Here is a 21,074-nt window from a genome sequence, read left to right on the forward strand (position 1 = left end):
GTCCTTCACGAGGCGTCGAGCCTGCCGCGTTCGGACAATATTGGCATACGACCGCCCGTCGTAGCCATCAGGGTTGTGTGCTCACCCGGCGCGACTGCCGACTTCGGTGAGAGACTGCGGCGGTGACGTCCGAGCGCCTTCCGCATCCACTGACCGAGTTTCCTCTGAGCTACCCCCGAGACATGGTGGGGTATGGCCGCACGCCGCCGCACGCCCAGTGGCCGGGCCAGGCCAACATCGCCGTCCAGTTCGTCCTCAACTACGAGGAGGGTGCGGAGAACAACGTCCTCGACGGTGACACCAAATCCGAGACGTTCCTCTCGGAAATGATCGGGGCACAAGCCTTTCCGAATCGGCACATGAGCATGGAGTCGCTGTACGAGTACGGCTCCAGGGCAGGCGTGTGGCGGGTGCTGCGGGCGTTCGAGAAGCGCGACCTACCCCTGACGGTGTTCGCTGTCGCGAAGGCCATGGAACGAAACCCGGAAGTGGTTGCCGCACTGGCGGAATTGGGCCACGAGATCGCCTGCCACGGTCTGCGGTGGCTGTCCTATCAGCAGATCGACGAGAACGTCGAGCGCGAGCACATGGCCGAGGCCGTGGCCATCCTTCAGGGCCTCACCGGCTCGGCCCCGCTCGGGTGGTACACCGGGCGTGACTCTCCGAACACCCGGTCGCTCGTCGTCGAGCACGGCGGATTCGTGTACGACTCGGATTCCTACGCCGACGATCTTCCCTACTGGGAGAAGGTCTCTCGTGGCTCCGAGGTCGTCGATCACCTGGTGGTGCCGTACACCCTCGACACCAACGACATGCGTTTCGCGTCGCCGGGAGGGTTCTCGACCGGGGACGAGTTCTACGCGCATCTACGGGACGCGTTCGACGTGCTGTACGCCGAGGGGGAGAACGGCAGCCCCAAGATGCTCTCGGTCGGACTGCACTGCAGGCTGGTGGGCAGACCGGCTCGTATCGCCGCCCTCGAGCGTTTTCTCGATCACGTTCAGTCTCACGACAAGGTGTGGGTGGCCAAGCGAATCGACATCGCCGAGCACTGGCGCGCAGTGCACCCACCCTCCTCCTGACTCAGCGCGGCGACCGGCACGCCGACGCCAGCGCCGTCAGATAGCGGTCGGTGAACAGGGCCTGCACCCGCTTGCCCACCGGACCGCCGAGCCTGGTGTACCAGCGGCCGGGGTTCGAGAACGCGGTGATGTGCGCGGAGACCGTCCCGTCCTCGGGGGAGTAGTCGACGTAGAAGAGTTCCTCGCCGGACTCGGGATGGCCGTCCAGGGTGCCGTAGGCGAAGCCCTGTCGGTTGGCTTCGTCGATGACGTAGACGACACGGCAGGGGATGCGGACGGGCCCGAGCGTGAGAACGACCACGGCGTCGGGGACGGCGTTGTCGGCGTCGGAATGGACCTTCAGTCCGGTGCCGCGGTGCATGTCCCAGCGCATCAGCGTGTCGGCTGCGGCCACGAAGTCCTCGAGTCCGGATCCGATCACCCGCGATTTCTCGACGTGGTGGTAGCCGGACGGGAGCCTGCCGCTCGTTGCTCCTACGTCGACGTAGTTGAACGATGCCGCGCGATACTTCGAGACGTCCATGCCCTCCAGCGTGCCAGCTACGGCGGCACATAGGGGTTTCTCAGCCTCGGTAGGCAACAATGGACCGGTGCCAGACCATCGTGAGCGAACGACCTCCTCGGATCGTCCCGAGCCGATTCGAGTGTTGCTGTTGGGCAGCACCGGCTCGATCGGAACCCAAGCGCTCGACGTCATCGCCACCGACCCCGACCGTTTCGTCGTCGTCGGTCTTGCTGCGGGCGGTGGAAACATCGAGCTACTTCGCCGTCAGATCGCCGAGACCGGTGCTCGACGCGTGGCCGTGGCCGACCCCGCCGCTGCCGCCGAGCTCGACTTTCCCGGGGTTCTGAGCGGGCCGCGCGCGGTCACCGAGCTCGTCGAGTCCACGCAGGCGGACGTGGTGCTCAACGCACTGGTGGGCTCGCTCGGTCTCGAGCCGACGTTGGCGGCGTTGAAGACCGGAGCGCGGCTGGCGTTGGCGAACAAGGAATCTCTGGTCGCCGGCGGGGAACTGGTGCTCGCTGCCGCCGCACCGGGACAGATAGTTCCGGTGGACTCGGAGCACTCGGCGCTGGCGCAGTGCCTGCGCAGTGGCCACCGAAGCGAGGTGGATCGACTGATCCTGACCGCATCGGGCGGACCGTTCCGTGGGTGGAGCGAAGCGGAACTGAAGTCGGTGACGCCTGCCCAGGCCGCGGCTCATCCGACCTGGTCGATGGGTCCGATGAACACGTTGAACTCGGCAACCTTGGTCAACAAGGGCCTCGAGTTGATCGAAGCGCATCTGCTGTTCGGGGTGCCGTACGACAAGATCGACGTCACCGTGCATCGGCAATCCATCGTCCATTCGATGGTGACGTTCGTGGACGGATCCACCATTGCCCAGGCCAGCCCGCCGGACATGAAGCTTCCGATCGGGTTGGCGCTCGGGTGGCCCGATCGAGTTCCCGATGTTGCGCGTGCACTCGATTTCACTTCAGCGTTCTCCTGGGACTTCGAGCCACTCGACGATCGAGTGTTCCCCGCCGTGCAGCTGGCCCGCGAGGCCGGAATCATGGGCGGGTGCACGACGGCGGTGTACAACGCGTCCAACGAGATCGCGGCCGAGGCGTTCCTCGCCGGGCGCATCGAGTTCCCGCAGATAGTGCAGACGGTGCGCGCCGTCGTCGATGACGGCAGTGGACAATGGTCGACGGTGCCGACCGACGTGGACGACGTCCTCGCGGCGGATTCCTGGGCTCGCGCACATGCGAGTGAGCTCCTGAAACAGAAGGGCCTCTGAGTTACATGCTGTTCGCTCTGGGTGTGGTGCTGTTCGCCGTCGGCATCGGTGTGTCGATCGCGCTGCACGAGGCAGGACACATGTGGACCGCGAAAGCGCTCGGCATGAAAGTCCGCCGGTACTACATCGGGTTCGGCCCCAAGATCTTCTCCTTCCGACGCGGCGAGACCGAATACGGCCTCAAGGCAATTCCGGCCGGCGGATTCTGCGACATCGCCGGAATGACGGCGATCGACGAGCTCGCACCCGACGAGGTCGAGCGCGCGATGTATCGCCAGAAGACGTGGAAGCGGATCGTCGTCATGGTCGGCGGCATCGCGATGAACTTCGTACTGGGAATCGTGCTGATCTATGCGCTCGTTCTCGGGTGGGGCACGCCCGATCGGGTCACTCCGACCACGACTGTCCAGGGTGTCGGCTGCGTCGGAACGACGCAGACACCGGACGGTGAGATCGCCGATTGCTCGGGTGACGGTCCGGCCGCCGCGGCAGGGCTGCGTGAGGGCGACATCATCACAGCGGTGGACGGCACCCCCACGGAGGTCTGGTCGGATGCGGTTCTGGCCATTCAGGCCTCCACCGGCTCGGTCGAGCTGACAGTGGATCGCAACGGTGCTTCGCAGACCATCACCGTCCCGGTCACACAGGTTCAGCGATACGTCGTCGATCCCGACACCGGAGCGAGGGAATCGACGACGGTCGGTGCGGTGGGTGTCACCGGGGGTCCGCCACCGAACATCACGTACAACCCGATCGAGGCGGTGCCGGAGACGTTCGCTTTCACCGGCGACATCTTCGTACAGACCGGCAAGGCACTCGTGCAACTGCCGACCAAGGTGCAGGCGCTGTGGGAGTCGATCTTCGGCGGTGAGCGTGGCCTCGACACCCCGATGAGCGTCGTCGGTGCCAGTGTCATCGGTGGTCAGGCAGCGGAGACGGAGAACTGGGCGACGTTCATCGGGTTGCTCGCGTCGTTGAATTTCTTCCTCGGGGCGTTCAACCTCGTGCCGCTGTTGCCGCTCGACGGTGGCCACATCGCCGTGACCATCTACGAGCGCATTCGCAACATCTTCCGAAACCGCCGTGGCCTACCGGACGGCGCGCCGGTGGACTACATGAAGCTGATGCCGGTCACTTACGTGGTCATCGTCGTTTTCATCGGGTTCTCCTTGTTGACACTCACGGCGGACATCGTCAACCCGATTCAATTGTTCTAAGTAGACTCGTCAGTCGTAGCTAGGAAAGAAGGCCACTGTGTCCGTGTCAGTCGGATTGGGAATGCCGGCACCGCCGGTACCGGTACTTGCGCCGCGTCGAAAGACCAGGCAGCTCCAGGTCGGGTCGGTGGGAGTGGGCAGCGACAGCCCCATCTCGGTGCAGTCCATGTGCACCACCAAGACCCACGACATCAACGCCACTCTGCAGCAGATCGCCGAACTGACGGCGTCGGGCTGCGACATCGTGCGTGTGGCATGCCCCACACAGGACGACGCGGATGCGCTGTCGATCATCGCCAAGAAGAGTCAGATTCCGGTGATCGCCGACATCCACTTCCAGCCCAAGTACATCTTCGCCGCGATCGATGCAGGATGCGCCGCTGTGCGCGTCAACCCGGGGAACATCAAGGAATTCGACGGCCGGGTCAAGGAAGTCGCCAAGGCAGCCGGTGACGCGAACATTCCGATCCGCATCGGCGTCAATGCCGGTTCGCTCGATCCTCGCCTGATGAAGAAGTACGGCAAGGCGACACCGGAGGCCCTCGTGGAGTCCGCGCTGTGGGAGGCGGGTCTGTTCGAGGAACACGGATTCGGTGACATCAAGATCTCCGTCAAGCACAACGACCCCGTCATCATGGTCGCCGCGTACGAGCAGCTGGCCGCGCAGTGCGACTACCCGCTGCACCTCGGTGTCACCGAGGCCGGCCCCGCTTTCCAGGGCACCATCAAATCCTCGGTGGCCTTCGGCGCACTGCTGTCTCGTGGAATCGGCGACACCATCCGCGTGTCCCTGTCGGCTCCGCCGGCCGAGGAGATCAAGGTCGGTAACCAGATTCTGCAGTCGCTCAACCTGCGTCCCCGCAAGCTCGAAATCGTCTCCTGCCCGTCGTGCGGACGCGCGCAGGTCGACGTGTACACCCTCGCCGACGAGGTCACCGCAGGCCTGGAGGGCATGGAAATTCCGCTGCGCGTTGCCGTCATGGGATGCGTCGTCAACGGTCCGGGCGAGGCGCGCGACGCCGACCTCGGCGTGGCGTCGGGCAACGGCAAGGGCCAGATCTTCGTCAAGGGCAAGGTCATCAAGACCGTGCCCGAGGCGCAGATCGTGGAGACCTTGATCGAGGAAGCAATGCGCATCGCCGAGGAATTCGAGAAGGATGAGACCGCAGACGGCGGCGCTCCGGTGGTGACGGTCAGCTGAGCAGGATCGATCCGGTCGGTGTCCGGTTTGCCGCTCTGCCACCGAGGGAACAGGTTCTCTGGAATGATTCGCTACACGCTCGGTCGGTGTGTATGCGGTAGGTGGGTCAGGAGGTCGGCAGGTGCTCAAGCTCCTCGGTGCGAAGCCTCTCGGTAATCGGGACGTTGCGCATGTCTTACGGGTGCTCGATGCCGACCCGGTTGCCACCTGCATGGTCGCCGCGAGGGTGCAGGAATCCGGACTGGATCCGAGGTCGTTTCACGGTGAGATGTGGAGCCGGGGCGGACCGGACGAGTCATTGTGCTTCTACGGAGCCAACCTCGTCCCTCTGCTCGGATCGAGTGACGATCTGCGGTCGTTCGCCGACCGCGCGTGCCGCGGTCCACGGCTGTGTTCCTCACTGGTCGGACGAGCCGAACTGACACTGCCGCTGTGGGAGATGCTCGAGACCGACTGGGGCCCGGCCCGGGAAGTTCGTGGTGAGCAACCGCTGCTGGCCACGTCGGTCCGATCGTCGGTCACCCCCGATCCACACGTACGTCTCGTTCGCCCAGAGGAACTGGACGTGTATCTGACTGCGGCCGTGGCCATGTTCATCGAGGAAGTCGGAGTCGACCCGAGGCAGAACGACGGCGGCCGCGGATACCGGCGACGGATCTCGAGTCTGATTGCCGCGCAGCGTGCGTGGGCTCGATTCGAGGACGGTCGGGTGGTGTTCAAGGCCGAGATCGGGTCGCAGTCGGCGACGGTGGGGCAGATCCAGGGGGTATGGGTTCACCCCGATCGGCGTGGGCACGGTCTCGGTGCGTCCGGTACCGCAGCGGTGGTGAATTCGGTGGTCCGCCAGGGCCGCACCGCAAGCCTCTACGTCAACAGTTTCAACTACGTCGCCAGACGGGCGTACGCGAAGATCGGTCTGACCCAGGTGGCGACCTTCACGACCGTGCTCCTCGACTAGATCGGCCGTCGCTCGAACGGGTTGTGCCGAACCGCGATTCGTTGCCGCAGCCGGAGGCAGCGCCCTATTACTATGGGGCGCAATGAGATCACGTGGTGCAACCGAAGTGCGGTATCGGATCGGCGCGGTATCGGTGGTCGCAGCCGTCGTTGCTGCCGCCCTCGCCGGATGTACCCCCAAGCCCGACGGCCCGGAGCCGGCTGCCCAGGCATTTCTCGCCGCGTTCGAGTCCAACGACATCGCCGCCGCGGCCGCGGACACCGACAAGCCCGACGCGGCGGCCACGGCACTGACCGAGGCGTGGACCAATCTTCAGGCCGAGGCTCTGGAAGCGGAGACGACGTCGGTGCAGGTCGACGGCGACACCGCCACAGTCGGCTACAAATACACGTGGCAGCTGCCGAAGGATCGGGTGTGGACGTACGACGGTCAGCTGAACATGGGTCGCAGCGAGGGCGAGTGGGTGGTGCGCTGGACGGCGTCGGACATCCATCCCAAGCTCGGTGACACTCAGACGATGTCCTTGCGATCCACGGCGGCTCCGCGCGCACGAGTCAACGAGCGCTCCGGGACCGATGTGTTGGTGCCCGGGGTGGTGCACCGAATCAAATTCGACGCGGCCGATGCGAACAATGTGGTGGCCTCGGCGACGGCGCTGTCGACGTTGCTGACGCCGTTCGATGCGTCCATCACCGCGCAGTCCATCGTCGAATCCGCCACCTCTGTCGACGGCGACTATCCGGTGGCGTTGCTTCGAGACAGTGACTACCAGCCCATCTCGGCCGCGCTGACCGAGATCCCGGGAGTGACCGCATCCGACGAATCGGATCTGGTGTCCACCGACCCCACGTTCGCGCCGGACCTGGTCGGCCAGGTCAAGAAGGCCGTCATCGACGAGGTCGACGGCAAGGCGGGCTGGAGTGTGGTCACCACGAACCGCAACGGCGTCGACATCGATGTCCTCACCGACACTCCTCCGGAGCCCTCTCCGTCGTTCTCCATCAGTCTCGATCGCAACATTCAGGTCGCGGCGCAGCGTGCGGTGAACGCACGCACCGAGCAGGCGATGACGGTGGTCATCCAGCCGTCCACCGGGGCGATTCTGGCGGTGGCACAGAACCCGGCTGCCGATCGGGACGGACCGGTCGCGTCGGCCGGCCTCTACCCACCCGGATCGACCTTCAAGATCATCACCGCCGGTGCCGCCATCTCGAGCGGACTCGCGTCTCCGGGCAGCACCGTCCCGTGTCCGGGTCGAATCGTGATCGGTGAGCGCAGTGTGCCCAACTACAACGAGTTCGCATTGGGTGACGTGACGATGAGTACTGCGTTCACCCGCTCGTGCAACACCTCGTTCGCCAAGCTGGCCAGCGAGATGGCACCGGATGCATTGACCGTGGCGGCATCTCAGTTCGGCGTCGGGCCGGACTACGACGTCGTCGGGCTGCCGACCGATTCCGGTTCGGTGCCCCCGGCCGAGGAGCTCGTCCAGCGCACCGAGGACGGCTTCGGTCAGGGCCGAGTGGTCGTGTCGACGTTCGGTATGGCCCTGGCCGCCGCGACGGTGGCCCATGGCTCGACGCCGGTGCCGAACCTCCTGGTCGGACGCGACACCGTGATCACGGGAGAGCATCCGCAGATCGAGCCTGCGATGGTCGACGGGCTGCGCGGGATGATGCGTTCGGTGGTGACCAGCGGTACGGCCGAGCGCATCGCAGACCAGGGCGAGGTGTACGGCAAGACAGGCGAAGCAGAGGTCGACGGCGGCTCGCACTCGTGGTTCGTCGGCTACCGCGGAGACATCGCCTTCGCCACCCTCGTGGTGCGGGGCGGCAGCTCGGACAATGCGGTCGCGGTGACCCGAGAGATGTTCGAGCAACTGCCCCCCGGGTACTGACCGCTCGGGTACTGACCGCTCGGCGGTGTGCCCGGTTCAGGAGGGCAGCACACCGAGTCGACGGCAGGCCACCACGGCTTCGTATCGAGTGTGCGATTCGGTTTTGCGCATCACGCTGCGCAGGTACGACTTGACGGTCTCGGCACCGATCGACAGACGCGCGGCGACCTCGATGTTGGTGCAGCCCAGAGCAACTTGCGAGATCACGTCGATCTCTCGTGGTGTCAGCGACTGCGACACGTCCTGGGGCCGTGGGTCGTGCGGCATCTCCTGGCCGAACGACGCGGCCACGCGGGCTGCGACCGCGTCGAGTCTGCGCCGGATGGCCACGTCACCGACAGAGCGGGCGAGATCGGACAGTTCCTCGTGGACGCTGCGCAGTTCGGCCGTGCGGGAGAGATCCGAGTCGAGCATCGAGCGGGTGGTCGCCAGCAGACGGATCCTGCGGTCGACCTCGTCACGCACGGAGATCTCCTGGCCGAGACGCCTGGCGGCGGTCGTCATGATGTCGCCGACGCGATCTCCGAGGGGTCCGCGTTCGCGTAGGGCCGCGTACATCACTATTCGCGCCACACCGGCAACGACCACCGGTACCGCCAGTATCGATTTGAGGCCCTCGCCGAGTACCGGTCGGTCGAAGTGATGGGTGATCGACATCGACGCGCCGTAATCGCTCACGGCCGCGGGCCTGCGCTGTTCCATGACTCGCCCGCCGAGGCCGGATCTGGGTGGGATGGCGAGTCCGTCCAGGCCTCGGGTTCTGGTTCCGTGGAATTCACTCAGGTACAGGGTCTCCGAGGAGACCTCGCCGCCGAACACGACGGGCACGTCGGACGCCGCTGCCACCTGGCGCAGTTCGGCGCGCAGGGCATCGCCGTCACGGGGCCGCAACAGATTCGAATGGACCACGGAGCTTCCTTTCCCGTGTCGGATGCACGAGCGACGAACGTGATCCAGATCATATCCACAACGGCAAGCGCTGTTTCGACTGGCACGGGCCACTGCGCTGCGGTTCGGGGCCGAATACGAGCCGACTACTCTGGACGCCATGTCTGTGACCGCCGAGAGCAAGCCCCGTCAGCCACTCGTACCAGGCGTCGTATCGCCCGTCCTCGCGGTGCCCAAGTCCATCGAGCGCCCCGAATACGCCTGGAAGTCGACCGTGGCCGAAGGCAGTGAGCCCTGGGTCCAGACCCCCGAGGTCATCGAGAAGATGCGAGTGGCGTCGAAGATCGCGGCCAGGGCACTACAGGAAGCGGGCCGGGCGGTAGCACCGGGAATCACCACCGACGAGCTGGACCGGATTGCCCACGAGTACATGATCGATCACGGTGCGTACCCGTCCACGTTGGGCTACCGAGGGTTCCCGAAGTCCTGCTGCACGTCCCTGAACGAGGTCATCTGCCACGGCATCCCGGATTCCACCGTGATCGAGGACGGTGACATCGTCAACATCGACGTCACCGCGTACATCGACGGCGTCCACGGCGACACCAACGCGACCTTCCTGGCCGGCAACGTCTCCGAGGAAGCGCGCCTGCTGGTCGAACGTACGCACGAGGCCACCATGCGTGCCATCAAGGCGGTCAAGCCGGGGCGCGCGCTCAACGTGATCGGCCGCGTCATCGAGTCGTACGCGCACCGGTTCGGCTACGGCGTGGTGGAGGACTTCACCGGCCACGGCATCGGTACCACCTTCCACAACGGTCTCGTCGTTCTGCATTACGACCAGCCGTCGGTGGACACCGTCATCGAGCCGGGTATGACGTTCACGATCGAACCGATGATCAACCTGGGCACGATCAACGCCGAGATGTGGGACGACGGCTGGACGGTGGTCACGCACGACAAGAAGTGGACCGCGCAGTTCGAGCACACCCTCGTGGTCACCGAGACGGGCAGCGAGATTCTGACCCTCCCGTGAGCGGAGCCTGCGGAGTGAATAGAAATACGATGCCGTGAATCCGAAAGGCGCTCTGCTGGTTGCGGGGACGACATCCGACGCAGGCAAGAGTGTGTTGGTTGCCGGGCTGTGTCGGATGTTGGCGAGACGGGGCGTGCGGGTTGCTCCGTTCAAGGCGCAGAACATGTCCAACAATTCGGTGGTCACGCTCGATGGCGGTGAGATCGGTCGAGCGCAGGCGATGCAGGCGTCGGCCTGCGGTCTCGAGCCGAGTGTCCGCTTCAATCCGGTGTTGCTGAAACCGGGGAGTGACCGGACCTCGCAGTTGGTGGTGCGCGGGCGGGCCGTTGCGCAGGTGAGTGCGAGCAACTACATCGAGCATCGGCAGTCGTTGCGCGCTGTGGTGGCAGACGAATTGTCCTCTCTGCGCGAGGAATTCGATGTGGTGATCTGCGAGGGGGCGGGCTCGCCCGCCGAGATCAATCTGCGCGCCACGGACCTGGCCAACATGGGGTTGGCGACGGCGGCGTCTCTTCCGGTGATCGTGGTGGGGGATATCGATCGAGGGGGAGTGCTGGCTCATCTGTTCGGCACCGTTGCGGTGCTGTCTCCGGGGGATCAGGCGCTCGTCGCCGGGTTCGTGATCAACAAGTTCCGCGGTGATCCTGCTCTGCTGGCACCCGGTCTCGATCAGTTACGCGCGTTGACGGGACGTCCGACGTACGGTGTCGTTCCCTTCGCGGACGGATTGTGGATGGATGCCGAGGATTCACTCGGAACCGTTCCCGATGCTCCGGTGGGGCGGCCGCGTGCACCGCACGGCTCGCAGTGGTTGCGCGTCGCTGCGGTGCGTTTGCCGAGAATCTCCAACACCACCGATGTCGAGGCGTTGGCCTGCGAGCCCGGGGTGTCGGTCCACTGGGTCACCGAGCCGTCCCGGCTCGAGGATGTGGATCTGGTGGTCGTTCCGGGCAGCAAGTCCACCGTGTCGGACCTGGAGTGGTTGCGGCGCACCGGTCTTGCCGATGCGATCGCGGCACGCGGGGCTGCGGGCCTTCCGGTTCTGGGGATCTGCGGTGGCTATCAGATGTTGGGCCGAACGATCGACGACACCGTCGAATCCGGAGCGGGGGCAGTCCGGGGTCTCGGTCTGCTCGATCTCGACATCGAGTTCGCAGCCGACAAGGTACTCGCGCAGGTGGCGGGGCAGTCGATACAGTTCGGCCCGAATCCCGTGTCGGGCTACGAGATTCACCACGGCAGGGTCGCACGAAACGGCGACGACGCCTTGTCGACCACCGCGTCGGGTATCGCCGAAGGCAGCCTACGCGGCAGCGTTCTGGGTACCCACTGGCACGGATTGCTCGAGTCCGACGATTTCCGTCGTTCCCTGCTCACCTGGGTGGCAGAGAAGTCGGGTCGTACGGGATTCGAGGTGGCACCCGACACGTCGGTCGCGGCACTGCGGGAGCAGCAGTTGGATCTGTTGGCCGATCTGGTGGAAGACAACCTCGACGTCGACGCCGTACTCGACCTCATCGAGCACGGCGTCGATCCGGGCCTCGACACCATTGTCACGCAGTTGCTTTGAGCAGACCGAACCAGCTGGCCGCAGACAGTATCGCCGTGATGGTCAACGGAATGACGACCAGTAGCAGAATTCGCGGTGTGTCGGTGAAGAAATCGCCGACGTTGGGCCACCAGTTCTGCCAGGTCACGAGTACAGATCCGCCGCCGAAGACTACGAGCGCTCCGAGTCCGAGGGTGAACAATCCGTTGGTGCGGAACCGTCGATACACGACGCCGATGAATGCACCGATGCCGCCGAGGAGCAGCATGACGGTAACGAGTGCGGCCCACTGCACCAACGGATTGTCTGTCGCGTACCGAGCGATGCCGAACATTCGCAGTTTCAGGCCGAATCCATCCGTGGCTGCTTCGATCAAGGACAGCACGTAGATGATCGTGCCGAATGCAATCGACTGGCATACACCTACCAACGCTGTGGCGGTGAGGAATTCGCGGCGAGTGATGCTCAGACCCAGGGCATAGGGAAAGCACTGAGTGATCGCGGTGATGGAGAACGCCATGGCGAATCCATAGATCGAGAAGACGCTACCGGTGAAGTTGTATTCGGAGTCTGTGGTCGGGATGACCAGAAATATGCCGAAGGTGATCACGAAGGCAATCGCGAGAACCGCCATCGGCCACACGAATGTCGTTGCCCACGAAGTGTTGTGGATGCGAGCTACGTTCAGTATCCGTTTCATGACAACGCCTCCTCGGCGGTGGTGCGTTCGATGATCAACTGCTGCAGTGGAACAGCTTCGATGGTGAGCCCTGCGGCTCGGCCGTCGGATCTCTGCTGAGCAGTCAGTCGGGCGTCGATCGTCGTTCGTACGCTCGGTCCAAGAGCGGAGCGGTGCAGGGTCCGGTGAGCAGCGGCGAACGCGTCGACAGCCGGCGCAGGACCGGTGATCTCGAACGCACTCTCGCGCAGGGCATCCGACTCGTCGTCGAGCACGATCCTGCCCTTGTCTATGAGGATCACGTGTTCGATGAGATCGCTGACCTCATCGATGAGGTGAGTGGACAGAACCACGGTCCTGGGGTGCTCGGCGTAGTCGGCCAGCAATCTGTCGTAGAACAGGTGTCGCGAGACCGCGTCCAGTCCCAAGTAGGGCTCGTCGAAAAAGGTCAGTGGTGCACGCGACGCGAGTCCGATGACGATTCCGAGAGCCGACGTCATTCCTCGCGAGAGCTTCTTGATCTTGCGGCCGAGGGGCAGGTCGAAGTCGCGCAGCAACTCGGCGGCGAAGTCGCCGTCCCAGTGTGGAAGGACATGTGACGCGTGCGAGACGGCGTGCTTGACCTTAAGATCGTCGGGATACTTCTGGCTTTCCTTGACGAAGCACACGTGACCGAGCGCGTGAGGGTTTTCCCACGGACGTTGTCCGAACACCGAGATGTCCCCGGCGCTCTGGCGCATTTGAGCCGTCATCATCTGCATGACGGTGGTCTTACCCGCGCCGTTGCGGCCGAGGAAGCCGTAGATCTTGTTGCGTTCGATCTCGAAACTCACATCGTCCACCGCGGTGAACGAGCCGAAATTCTTGGTCAGGTGCGTGGCCGACGCAACGATGCTGCTGGGTTCGTCGAACGAGTCGAGGGTGTGGACGCTCATCGTGCTGCCTCCCAGTTGTCGAGCATGGTCTTGAGTTCGTCGACGGTCATGCCGAGCTTGCGGGCCTCGGTGACGAGCGGATCGATGTACTGGCGAGCGAAGAGGTCTCGGCGACGGAATCGAAGAGCGTCCCGAGCGCCTGTGGTCACGAACATTCCGATACCTCGTTTCTTGTAGACGACACCGTCGGCGACGAGCTTGGCGAGTCCCTTTCCTGCGGTGGCCGGGTTGATTCGATGGAATGCGGCCAGTTCGTTGGTCGAGGGGACCTGCTCTTCCTCTGCCAGGGAGCCGTCGATGATCGAGTTCTCGATCATCTCGGCAATCTGCAGGAAGATAGGCCTGCCCTCGTCCATCAGAACCGCCGCCGGTGCGTTGAGGTTGCTTGCCTCAGTGGTTCATTACTCATGTAACTAACCATAGAACTGACGCGTGGTCGGCGCAAGAGGCAGTACCGTCGTCCCCATGGAGTTCACGCATGTGAGTGCTGCGGGCGGGCAATGTTCGGTGCGAGTCGCAGGCCCGGACAGCAGGCACGCCGTACTCTTGCTTCCCGATGCAGGCGATCCGGTGGATGTCTACGACGCCGTCAGTGAACGGTTGCACAATTCGGATCTGAAAACTGTTGCGCTGGAGAGCATCGACGGCATCAGCGACGAGGCAATCCTGACGGTTCTCGACGAGCTGAAGCTGTCGTGGGTGCACCTCGTCGGCAGCGGAGCGGGTGCGGAAACGGCATGGACGTTGGCCGCCAAGACCTTCGGACGTTTCGCCAGTCTGATCGCGGTGAACCGGTGCCACCCCGCGATCGCGGACGAGCAGGGAACCGTACGTGGCGCGGATTGCCCCCCGGTCGAGCTGCCGACGACATTGGTCGTCGGATCCTCGTTGGGCCGCGCATCCGCCGACGCGAGCGGACGGTTCGTCTACGCGGACTTTCGCGTGGTCCAACTCGACGGCAGCGCGAATGTCGTCGCCGACGAGCCGGCTGCGCTGGCCACCGAGATCGTGCTCCGCACCAGCCCCTGGTGAACCGGAACTACAGTTCGAGTCCCAGGAGAGCGTTCTCGACCACCTCGGGAAGACCGGGGTGGATCCAGTACTGACCGCGGGCCATGTCCTGGGCGGACAAACCGAAGCTCATGGCCTGGATGAGGGGCTGGATCAACGTGGGGGCCTGTGCGCCGATGATGTGTGCGCCGAGGATCTTCCCGGTGCCCTTCTCGGCGATGATCTTGCACAGACCTTCGCTGTCCTCCATGGCCCAGCCGTAGGCGACATCTCCGTAGTTCTGGACCTTGACGGTGATGTCCAGGCCGGCGTCGCGGGCGTGCTCTTCGGTCATGCCCACCTCGGCGATCTGGGGATCGGTGAACACCGCAGCGGGAACGAACCGATGGTCGTTCTTCCGTAGCGTCGAGGTGTCGCCGTGCCACGCGTCCTGCAGCAGGTTGTACTGAACGACGCGAGCTTCCTGGTTGGCCACATGCTTGAGTTGGTAGGGAGACGATACGTCGCCGAGTGCGAACACTCCCTCGGCCGTGGTGCGGCCGAATTCGTCCACCACGATGCGGCCTTCGTCGTCGAGCTCGATGCCTGCCGCAGCCGGACCGAGACGGTCTCCGTTGGGCTCGCGGCCCACGGCGACGAGGAACGCATCGCCGAGGACCTTGGTGCCGTCGGCGAGTTGGACCCCGTGCAAGCCTCCCTCGGACAGGGGAGTGGTTTCGCCGGAGTCGAGGTGTACGTCCCACTTGGCGCGGGCGAGCTCGGTGAACCGCTTCGAGATGTCGGCGTCGAGTGCGCGAAGCAAGGCGTCCTTGCGGGCCACGATCGACACCTTGGAGCCGAGAGCAGAGAAGACGTGCGCGAATTCTGCTGCGATGTAACCGGATCCGAGAATCACCAGGTGCTCGGGTAGCTCGCGGAGACGCATCACATCACTGTTGGTGTGGTATGCGACACCCGAATCGGCGATGGCCTGCGGCACCGTCGGACGCGATCCGGCGGCGACGACGATCTGGTCGGCGGTGATCACGGCGCCGGTGCCGGTGTCGATGGTGCGCGGGCCGACGAAGCGTGCGTGACCCTCGAACAGGGTGAGATTGGGGCTGCCTTCGGCGCGGTAACGCTTGCCGCCCTCCGAGATCGGGTCGATGCGGCCGAAGACGCGATCGACGATGTCCGGCCAGCGCACCGCGTCCACGTGGGCGTCGACACCGTATTTCGAGGAATCGCGTACCGTCCGCGCAACCTCGGCGGCGTAGACGAACATCTTGGTGGGGATGCAGCCGACGTTGAGACAGGTGCCGCCGAAGGTCGAGTTCTCCTCGATCAGAGCGATCTTCTTGTCTTCGAAGCGCGAATCGGCGATCGAGTTGCCGGATCCGGAGCCGATGATCGCGACGTCGAAATGCTCGGTCATGAAATGTGCCCGCTCTCGGTGTGGTCCTTGCCCGACGCGTGGTCGGTGCTCTCGCTTCGGTGCAACCACTCGATCCACTCGTCCATTTCCTCGAAGGCCCGAGCGCGTGGAGTCTCGGTGGACAGAAAGACGTCGTGGCGGGCTCCCTCGATGGGCACGATCGTGGTGCGATCGCCCAGGCAGCCCGCCCAGCGCGCGATCTGGCGAACGTCGAGTACGGCGTCTGCAGCGTCGACTGCGGAGCTGTATCGGCGCGAGAAGTGCGTCACCTTGGAGCGCAGAATCAGTGCGGGGATACCGATGTCGAGGCCGCGATGAAGTTCGGCGTGTCCGTGGCGGACGGCGCGAATCCACCCGAAGGTGATGGGGAAGCCGGCCAGGGGCTTCCAGTCGAGGTCGTAGTCCCACTCGCCGTTTTCCGATGCCGCGAGCGACAACCCGTACGTATCGAGCCCGCCGCCGGGAACCTGTGCCTTGGACCGGAACCTGCCGATGACGTCGATCGCGGCGGTACCGACGCTGCGGATGGCAGGTGGGCCCTGCAGATCGAACCACGGGCTGTTGAGGACCACACCCGACAGGCCCAGCCCGGCCGATCCGCCCTCCTGACGGTTGAGACGGTTCAGCCACAGCGGCAGTACGAGGCCGCCGGTCGAGTGCGCCATGAGCAGGACCGGGGCACCCGGGCGTTCCGTGCGGACCAGGGCGAGAGCCTCGTTCAGCTCGGCGTCGTACATCGCCAGATCGGTCACGAAGTGTGCGGTCTGGCCCTCGCGGCGCGAGCGTCCGCATTTACGCAGGTCCAGGGCGTAGAAGGCGTATCCCTGCGCTGCGAAGTGCTCGGCGATGTGGCGCTGGAAGAAGTAGTCGGTGAACCCGTGGACGTAGATCACCGAACGCTCGAAGTTGGCGGCACCGGGCGGTTGGTACCGCACGAGAGTGGCCTCGACCTGCCCTTCGCCGTCCGGATCGTTGCCGAGTGGAATGGTCGTCTGTTCGTAGCCGTCGCCGAGGACGTCGGGCACCCAGGTAGTCACAGATCACAACTGTAGTGGGCACCGCGGGCGGCGTCCGAGGAGCACAATCGGAACCGGGTTGACGTGGTGTCCGACGGGGTAGGCCCAGCTAGTAACCTGACCGCATCGGGTGAAGTAGCCCTCTACAGCAGAGTTCTCCGGTCGATACCGCCACCGGCCGAGACCTCCACAGACAAGGAAGTCGATTCTCCAGTGTCCAAAGATGAGCAGGGTAAGCGGATCAAGACCGACGTCGTTCTGGTCGGTGCCGGAATCATGAGCGCCACCCTCGGTGCGCTGCTCCGTCAGCTCGAGCCGAACTGGTCGATCGACGTCTACGAGCGGCTCGACGCGGCCGCAGCCGAGAGCAGCGACGCGTGGAACAACGCGGGCACCGGCCACTCGGCACTGTGCGAACTGAACTACACGCCGCAGAACAAGGACGGCAGCGTCGATATCGCCAAGGCGCTCAACGTCAACGAGCAGTTCCAGGTGTCGCGTCAGTTCTGGGCACACGGCATCGAGACCGGTGTGCTCTCCGACGCCAAGAACTTCATCAACCCCATTCCGCACGTGAGCTTCGTGCACGGGGCCGAGAACGTGAAGTACCTCCGTGCGCGGTACGAGGCGCTCGTGGGCAACCCACTGTTCGCAGGCATGGAGTACATCGACTCCGAGGACGAGTTCTCGGCGCGACTGCCGTTGATGGCCAAGGGCCGTGACTTCTCCGATCCCGTGGCCCTGAACTGGAGTCAGGAGGGCACCGACGTCGACTTCGGTGCGCTCACCAAGCAACTGCTGAACTACCTGTCGTCCGCGGGCGGCACAGTGCACTTCGGACACGATGTGCGCAACATCACCAAGCAGTCCGACGGCAGCTGGGACGTCAAGGTCGCCAACCAGCGCACCGGCGTCAAGAAGACCGTCAACGCCAAGTTCGTGTTCGTCGGCGCAGGCGGCGGCGCACTGCACCTGCTGCAGAAGTCCGGAGTCGCGGAGATCAAGGGATTCGGCGGCTTCCCGGTCAGCGGCGAGTGGTTGCGGTGCACCGATCCGGCTCTGATCGAGCAGCACTCGGCCAAGGTGTACGGCAAGGCTTCGGTCGGTGCTCCGCCGATGTCGGTCCCGCACCTCGACACCCGCGTGATCAACGGCCAGCAGGGTCTGCTGTTCGGCCCGTACGCCGGCTGGTCGCCCAAGTTCCTCAAGCAGGGCAAGATCACCGACCTGCCCACCTCGGTGAAGCCCGGAAACCTGATGTCGATGCTCGGGGTCGGTGTGACCGAACTCGGACTCGTCAAGTATCTGGTCAGTGAACTGGCTCAGTCGCAGGCAGATCGTGTCGAGACGCTGCGCGAGTTCGCGCCCTCGGTGCTCGGCGAGAACTGGGAGCTGGTCACCGCGGGTCAGCGCGTCCAGGTGATCCGCAAGAAGGGTCGCGGCGGTGTGCTCGAGTTCGGCACCGCTGTGGTCAACGCAGCGGACGGCACCATCGCCGGACTGCTCGGTGCCTCTCCCGGCGCATCCACCGCCGTTCCGGCCATGCTGGACGTGCTGCAGCGGTGCTTCGGTGACAAGTACGACGCGTGGCAGCCCAAGCTCAAGGAAATGGTCCCGTCGCTGGGGGTCAAGCTGGCGCAGAACAGCTCGTTGTTCGACGAGGTCTGGGGCTGGACGTCCAAGACACTGCAACTGGAAAATGCTCGTGAGCTCGCACAGCCCACGGGTGTGTGATAGCAAAAGGTATGAATACGCAAGCAGCAGCTCTCAAACGATCATGGGCTCTAGACCTGTCCAACAGCACGTTGTACGACCTGTTGAAGCTGCGTGTCGAGGTGTTCGTGGTCGAGCAGGCGTGTGCGTACCCGGAGTTGGACGGGCGTGACCTGCTGACCGAGACACGGCACTTCTGGCTCGAACGGGACGGCGAAGTGGTGTGCACACTTCGCCTGCTCGAGGAGCACGACGACGCCGAGAAGGCGTTCCGTATCGGCCGGCTCTGCACGCAGCGCTCGGCCAGGGGACAGGGCCACACCACGCGAATTCTGCGAGCCGCGCTTGCCGAGGTCGGTTCGGCCCCGTGCCGGATCAACGCTCAGAGCTACCTCGTCGACATGTACGCCAAGCACGGCTTCCTGCCGGACGGTGAGGAAGTTCTCGAGGACGGCATCCCGCACACGCCGATGCGTCGGGGTGGCGGCACCGCCTGGAGCGAGAGCTGACCTCCCTGTAGTACGACAAGAACGAATGCCACACACGGCCCTACCGTGCGTGGCATTCGTTCGTTCGGCGGTAGTGTTCCGTTCGAAGTCGGTCGCGGAGAAGTCCTGTGTCAATCAGGCGCGGTCCCGCCACTGTGTTCAGGAGAATTTTCGCTCGAGGAGATTCCCCTGTCAGCCAGATCGCCGCTCGGCTTCGCGTATCTCGACCGAACGTCCGGCGCGGAACTCCGGGCACGAAGGGAATTGGCTGTGCAGCGAAGTGGGAGTGTTCCCGAACCGGGATATCCGTTCAGTGCGATCGTCGGTCAGGATCAGCTGAGGTTGTCGTTGATCCTGTGTGCCGTGCACCCCGGTATCGGCGGTGTACTGGTGCGAGGGGAAAAGGGCACCGCGAAATCGACGGTGGTGCGTGCCCTCGCGACACTGCTGCCCGCCGTGGAGGACGAGGACGGGTCGCGCCCGGCGAAGCTCGTCGAACTCCCGGTGGGGGCAACCGAGGATCGAGTGGTGGGGTCCATCGACCTCGAGAAAGTTCTGCGCGACGGCGAACGTGCGTTTCAACCCGGTCTTCTCGCGGCTGCGCACCGTGGTGTTCTCTACGTCGACGAAGTGAACCTGCTGCACGATCATCTGGTCGACGTGCTGCTCGACGCGGCCGCGATGGGTCGGGTGCACGTCGAGCGTGACGGTGTATCGCATTCACACCCAGCGCAATTCGTCTTGGTCGGCACGATGAATCCCGAGGAGGGCGAGCTTCGTCCACAGCTGCTCGACCGGTTCGGTCTCGCAGTGGAGGTGACGGCGTCCCGCGATGTGGATGTCCGCATGAACGTCGTGCGCCGCCGGATGAACTACGAGCGTGATCCGCATGCGTTCGCCGCCCAGTTCCGCGACGACGATATCGCTGTGGCCGAGCAAATTCTGGCCGCCCGGAAAATTCTCGACGACGTGGTGTTGAGCGACAAGGAACTTCGGCGTATTGCTGCGCTGTGTGCGTCGTTCGACGTCGACGGCATGCGCGCCGATCTGGTGTTGGCTCGTACCGCCTCCGCGCACGCCGCGTGGCGGGGCGCGAGCGAGGTGACCGAGGAAGACGTGCGGGTTGCCGCCGAACTGGCTCTGCCGCACCGGCGTCGGCGCGATCCCTTCGACGAGCCGGGCATCGACGACAAGCAGTTGGACGAGGCCATGCGGGACGCGGCCGAGCAGGCCGAGCAACAACCCGACCCGGAGCCCGACCCCGACGGCGGCGGGGGAGCGCCCGATCCCGAGGCTCCCGACGACGCCTCCCAGTCCCCGTCCTCCGACACGCAGTCCTCCGATTCGCACGACGAGCCGGCGCAACCACCGCCGTCCTCGGGGACCGGCAGCGAGAAGCAGGCAGGTACTCCAGGAGCGCAGTTCAGAGCGCGATTGCTCGAGGTTCCCGGAGTGGGCGAGGGCGCGCCGGGTCGACGCTCGCGGTCACGGTCCTCGCACGGGCGGTCGGTACGGCCCACCGTCGAGGCAGGTAAGGGTCTGCACCTGGTGGGCACTCTGTTCGCCGCGGCCGAGCAGCAGGTCGTCCGCGGCCGTACCTCCGGCCGGTTGAAGCTCGAGCCTGCGGATCTGCGGGGTGCGATCAAGGAGGGGCGCGAGGGCAACTTGATCGTGTTCGTCGTCGACGCCTCGGGTTCGATGGCTGCGCGAGATCGACTGTCTGCGGTGACCGGTGCGGTGCTGTCGCTGCTGCGCGATGCGTATCAGCGCCGCGACAAGGTCGCCGTGATCACCGTGCGCGGCACGGAAGCCGAGACGGTATTGCCGCCGACGTCCTCGGTTGACGTGGCCGTGACGCGATTGCGAAAGATGAAGACCGGTGGCAGATCCCCACTGGCGCAGGGCTTTCTGCAGGCACGTGAACTCGTTCTGCGAGAGCGTGTTCGGGACCCGCTGCGGCGCGCGCTGGTGGTCGCGCTGACCGACGGACGGGCCACCGGAGGTACCGACCCTGTCGGCCGGGCCCGGATCGCCGCGGGACGCATCGCGTCGGACAAGATCGCCTCCGTGGTCGTCGACTGCGAATCGGGAATGGTCCGCCTCGGACTCGCCGCAGATTTCGCGGCGTGCCTCGGCGGCGGTTACGTGGCCCTCGCGGATCTGTCGGCGGAGCAGGTCGCTGCCGTCGTTCGCGCAGCGGCGTAGG

19 protein-coding genes are annotated in these 21,074 nt (G+C 64.9%); 12 read left to right on the forward strand and 7 right to left on the reverse strand.

Annotated features, from left to right (window positions below; translation table 11 throughout):
- Positions 1–182: 182 nt before the first annotated feature.
- Entirely contained in the window at positions 183–1,082 is a 900-nt protein-coding gene (puuE, locus tag R3P93_RS03180; RefSeq protein WP_269593730.1) for an allantoinase PuuE, read from the forward strand.
- A gap of 1 nt (position 1,083) precedes the next feature.
- On the opposite strand, the gene R3P93_RS03185 is transcribed toward puuE, so the two are convergent.
- Positions 1,084–1,605, reverse strand: coding sequence for a DUF1990 family protein (locus tag R3P93_RS03185; protein WP_068050280.1), 522 nt, complete (start codon positions 1,603–1,605; stop codon positions 1,084–1,086).
- On the opposite strand from R3P93_RS03185, the gene dxr reads away from it, so the two are divergent.
- The 5 genes from dxr to R3P93_RS03210 all read left to right on the forward strand — a co-directional run bounded on the left by dxr (position 1,604) and on the right by R3P93_RS03210 (position 8,139).
- Positions 1,604–2,866, forward strand: a complete 1,263-nt coding sequence (dxr, locus tag R3P93_RS03190) for a 1-deoxy-D-xylulose-5-phosphate reductoisomerase (RefSeq protein ID WP_306437466.1) — start codon at positions 1,604–1,606, stop codon at positions 2,864–2,866. The genes R3P93_RS03185 and dxr overlap by 2 nt on opposite strands.
- 5 nt (positions 2,867–2,871) lie before the next feature.
- Positions 2,872–4,083, forward strand: coding sequence for a M50 family metallopeptidase (locus R3P93_RS03195; RefSeq protein WP_068050266.1), 1,212 nt, complete (start codon positions 2,872–2,874; stop codon positions 4,081–4,083).
- Positions 4,084–4,144: 61 nt separating this feature from the next.
- Positions 4,145–5,284 carry a flavodoxin-dependent (E)-4-hydroxy-3-methylbut-2-enyl-diphosphate synthase gene (ispG, locus tag R3P93_RS03200; protein WP_068050276.1) on the forward strand — a complete coding sequence of 380 codons (1,140 nt, stop codon included), beginning with the start codon at positions 4,145–4,147 and terminating at the stop codon, positions 5,282–5,284.
- 121 nt (positions 5,285–5,405) lie between these two features.
- Positions 5,406–6,242: a GNAT family N-acetyltransferase gene (locus tag R3P93_RS03205; protein ID WP_068050264.1), complete on the forward strand. Its 837-nt coding sequence runs from the start codon at positions 5,406–5,408 to the stop codon at positions 6,240–6,242.
- Between the two features lie 82 nt (positions 6,243–6,324).
- Entirely contained in the window at positions 6,325–8,139 is a 1,815-nt protein-coding gene (locus tag R3P93_RS03210) for a penicillin-binding transpeptidase domain-containing protein (protein ID WP_188078638.1), read from the forward strand.
- 36 nt (positions 8,140–8,175) lie between these two features.
- Here R3P93_RS03210 and R3P93_RS03215 read toward each other — a convergent pair whose 3' ends face one another.
- Positions 8,176–9,048, reverse strand: coding sequence for a helix-turn-helix transcriptional regulator (locus tag R3P93_RS03215; RefSeq protein WP_317532385.1), 873 nt, complete (start codon positions 9,046–9,048; stop codon positions 8,176–8,178).
- Between the two features lie 139 nt (positions 9,049–9,187).
- On the opposite strand from R3P93_RS03215, the gene map reads away from it, so the two are divergent.
- Both map and R3P93_RS03225 read left to right on the forward strand, forming a co-directional pair.
- A complete protein-coding gene (gene map / locus R3P93_RS03220; RefSeq protein ID WP_068050255.1) occupies positions 9,188–10,063 on the forward strand; it encodes a type I methionyl aminopeptidase in 876 nt (291 codons plus the stop codon).
- Between the two features lie 34 nt (positions 10,064–10,097).
- Positions 10,098–11,633 carry a cobyric acid synthase gene (locus tag R3P93_RS03225; RefSeq protein ID WP_068050253.1) on the forward strand — a complete coding sequence of 512 codons (1,536 nt, stop codon included), beginning with the start codon at positions 10,098–10,100 and terminating at the stop codon, positions 11,631–11,633.
- Here the strand turns inward: R3P93_RS03225 and R3P93_RS03230 are convergent.
- From R3P93_RS03230 to R3P93_RS03240, 3 genes are read right to left on the reverse strand one after another with little or no spacing between them, the layout of a single operon-like run.
- Positions 11,617–12,312, reverse strand: coding sequence for an ABC transporter permease (locus tag R3P93_RS03230; protein ID WP_317532386.1), 696 nt, complete (start codon positions 12,310–12,312; stop codon positions 11,617–11,619). The two genes, R3P93_RS03225 and R3P93_RS03230, sit on opposite strands and share 17 nt — an antisense overlap.
- Positions 12,309–13,226, reverse strand: coding sequence for an ABC transporter ATP-binding protein (locus tag R3P93_RS03235; RefSeq protein ID WP_317532387.1), 918 nt, complete (start codon positions 13,224–13,226; stop codon positions 12,309–12,311). The genes R3P93_RS03230 and R3P93_RS03235 overlap by 4 nt, the downstream gene beginning before the upstream one ends.
- Complete coding sequence (locus R3P93_RS03240; RefSeq protein WP_176460506.1) at positions 13,223–13,585, reverse strand: GntR family transcriptional regulator; 363 nt, start codon at positions 13,583–13,585, stop codon at positions 13,223–13,225. The genes R3P93_RS03235 and R3P93_RS03240 overlap by 4 nt, the downstream gene beginning before the upstream one ends.
- Positions 13,586–13,691: 106 nt before the next feature.
- Here R3P93_RS03240 and R3P93_RS03245 point away from each other — a divergent pair, with 106 nt between their 5' ends.
- On the forward strand, positions 13,692–14,258 hold the full coding sequence (locus R3P93_RS03245) for an alpha/beta fold hydrolase (protein WP_094669816.1): 567 nt from the start codon (positions 13,692–13,694) through the stop codon (positions 14,256–14,258).
- A 7-nt stretch (positions 14,259–14,265) separates the two neighbouring features.
- Here the strand turns inward: R3P93_RS03245 and mtr are convergent, their stop codons facing one another.
- Together mtr and R3P93_RS03255 are read right to left on the reverse strand one after the other, a co-directional pair.
- Positions 14,266–15,651, reverse strand: a complete 1,386-nt coding sequence (mtr, locus tag R3P93_RS03250) for a mycothione reductase (RefSeq protein WP_317532388.1) — start codon at positions 15,649–15,651, stop codon at positions 14,266–14,268.
- Positions 15,648–16,688, reverse strand: a complete 1,041-nt coding sequence (locus R3P93_RS03255; RefSeq protein ID WP_068050242.1) for an alpha/beta hydrolase — start codon at positions 16,686–16,688, stop codon at positions 15,648–15,650. The genes mtr and R3P93_RS03255 overlap by 4 nt, the downstream gene beginning before the upstream one ends.
- Before the next feature lie 192 nt (positions 16,689–16,880).
- Here R3P93_RS03255 and mqo point away from each other — a divergent pair, with 192 nt between their 5' ends.
- The 3 genes from mqo (at position 16,881) to R3P93_RS03270 (ending at position 21,073) form a co-directional block, all read left to right on the forward strand.
- Positions 16,881–18,401: a malate dehydrogenase (quinone) gene (gene mqo, locus R3P93_RS03260; protein WP_317532389.1), complete on the forward strand. Its 1,521-nt coding sequence runs from the start codon at positions 16,881–16,883 to the stop codon at positions 18,399–18,401.
- An 11-nt stretch (positions 18,402–18,412) separates the two neighbouring features.
- Positions 18,413–18,889 carry a GNAT family N-acetyltransferase gene (locus tag R3P93_RS03265; RefSeq protein WP_317532390.1) on the forward strand — a complete coding sequence of 159 codons (477 nt, stop codon included), beginning with the start codon at positions 18,413–18,415 and terminating at the stop codon, positions 18,887–18,889.
- A gap of 243 nt (positions 18,890–19,132) precedes the next feature.
- The gene (locus R3P93_RS03270; RefSeq protein ID WP_317532391.1) at positions 19,133–21,073 is read left to right on the forward strand and encodes a magnesium chelatase subunit D family protein; all 1,941 of its coding nucleotides are present in this window, start codon (positions 19,133–19,135) and stop codon (positions 21,071–21,073) included.
- Position 21,074 lies beyond the last annotated feature (1 nt).

This window comes from Rhodococcus cerastii, assembly GCF_033042195.1.
In the GTDB taxonomy this organism is placed as follows: Bacteria; Actinomycetota; Actinomycetes; order Mycobacteriales; family Mycobacteriaceae; genus Rhodococcoides.

Excerpts from the sequence above, each read along its gene's own strand:
- R3P93_RS03185 (WP_068050280.1), bottom strand. The coding sequence starts at position 1,605 with ATGGACGTCTCGAAGTATCGCGCGGCATCGTTCAACTACGTCGACGTA.
- R3P93_RS03195 (WP_068050266.1), top strand. The coding sequence starts at position 2,872 with ATGCTGTTCGCTCTGGGTGTGGTGCTGTTCGCCGTCGGCATCGGTGTG.
- ispG (WP_068050276.1), top strand. The coding sequence starts at position 4,145 with ATGCCGGCACCGCCGGTACCGGTACTTGCGCCGCGTCGAAAGACCAGG.
- mtr (WP_317532388.1), bottom strand. The coding sequence starts at position 15,651 with ATGACCGAGCATTTCGACGTCGCGATCATCGGCTCCGGATCCGGCAAC.
- dxr (WP_306437466.1), top strand. The coding sequence starts at position 1,604 with ATGCCCTCCAGCGTGCCAGCTACGGCGGCACATAGGGGTTTCTCAGCC.
- R3P93_RS03265 (WP_317532390.1), top strand. The coding sequence starts at position 18,413 with ATGAATACGCAAGCAGCAGCTCTCAAACGATCATGGGCTCTAGACCTG.
- R3P93_RS03235 (WP_317532387.1), bottom strand. The coding sequence starts at position 13,226 with ATGAGCGTCCACACCCTCGACTCGTTCGACGAACCCAGCAGCATCGTT.
- R3P93_RS03210 (WP_188078638.1), top strand. The coding sequence starts at position 6,325 with ATGAGATCACGTGGTGCAACCGAAGTGCGGTATCGGATCGGCGCGGTA.
- puuE (WP_269593730.1), top strand. The coding sequence starts at position 183 with ATGGTGGGGTATGGCCGCACGCCGCCGCACGCCCAGTGGCCGGGCCAG.
- R3P93_RS03245 (WP_094669816.1), top strand. The coding sequence starts at position 13,692 with ATGGAGTTCACGCATGTGAGTGCTGCGGGCGGGCAATGTTCGGTGCGA.
- R3P93_RS03230 (WP_317532386.1), bottom strand. The coding sequence starts at position 12,312 with ATGAAACGGATACTGAACGTAGCTCGCATCCACAACACTTCGTGGGCA.
- map (WP_068050255.1), top strand. The coding sequence starts at position 9,188 with ATGTCTGTGACCGCCGAGAGCAAGCCCCGTCAGCCACTCGTACCAGGC.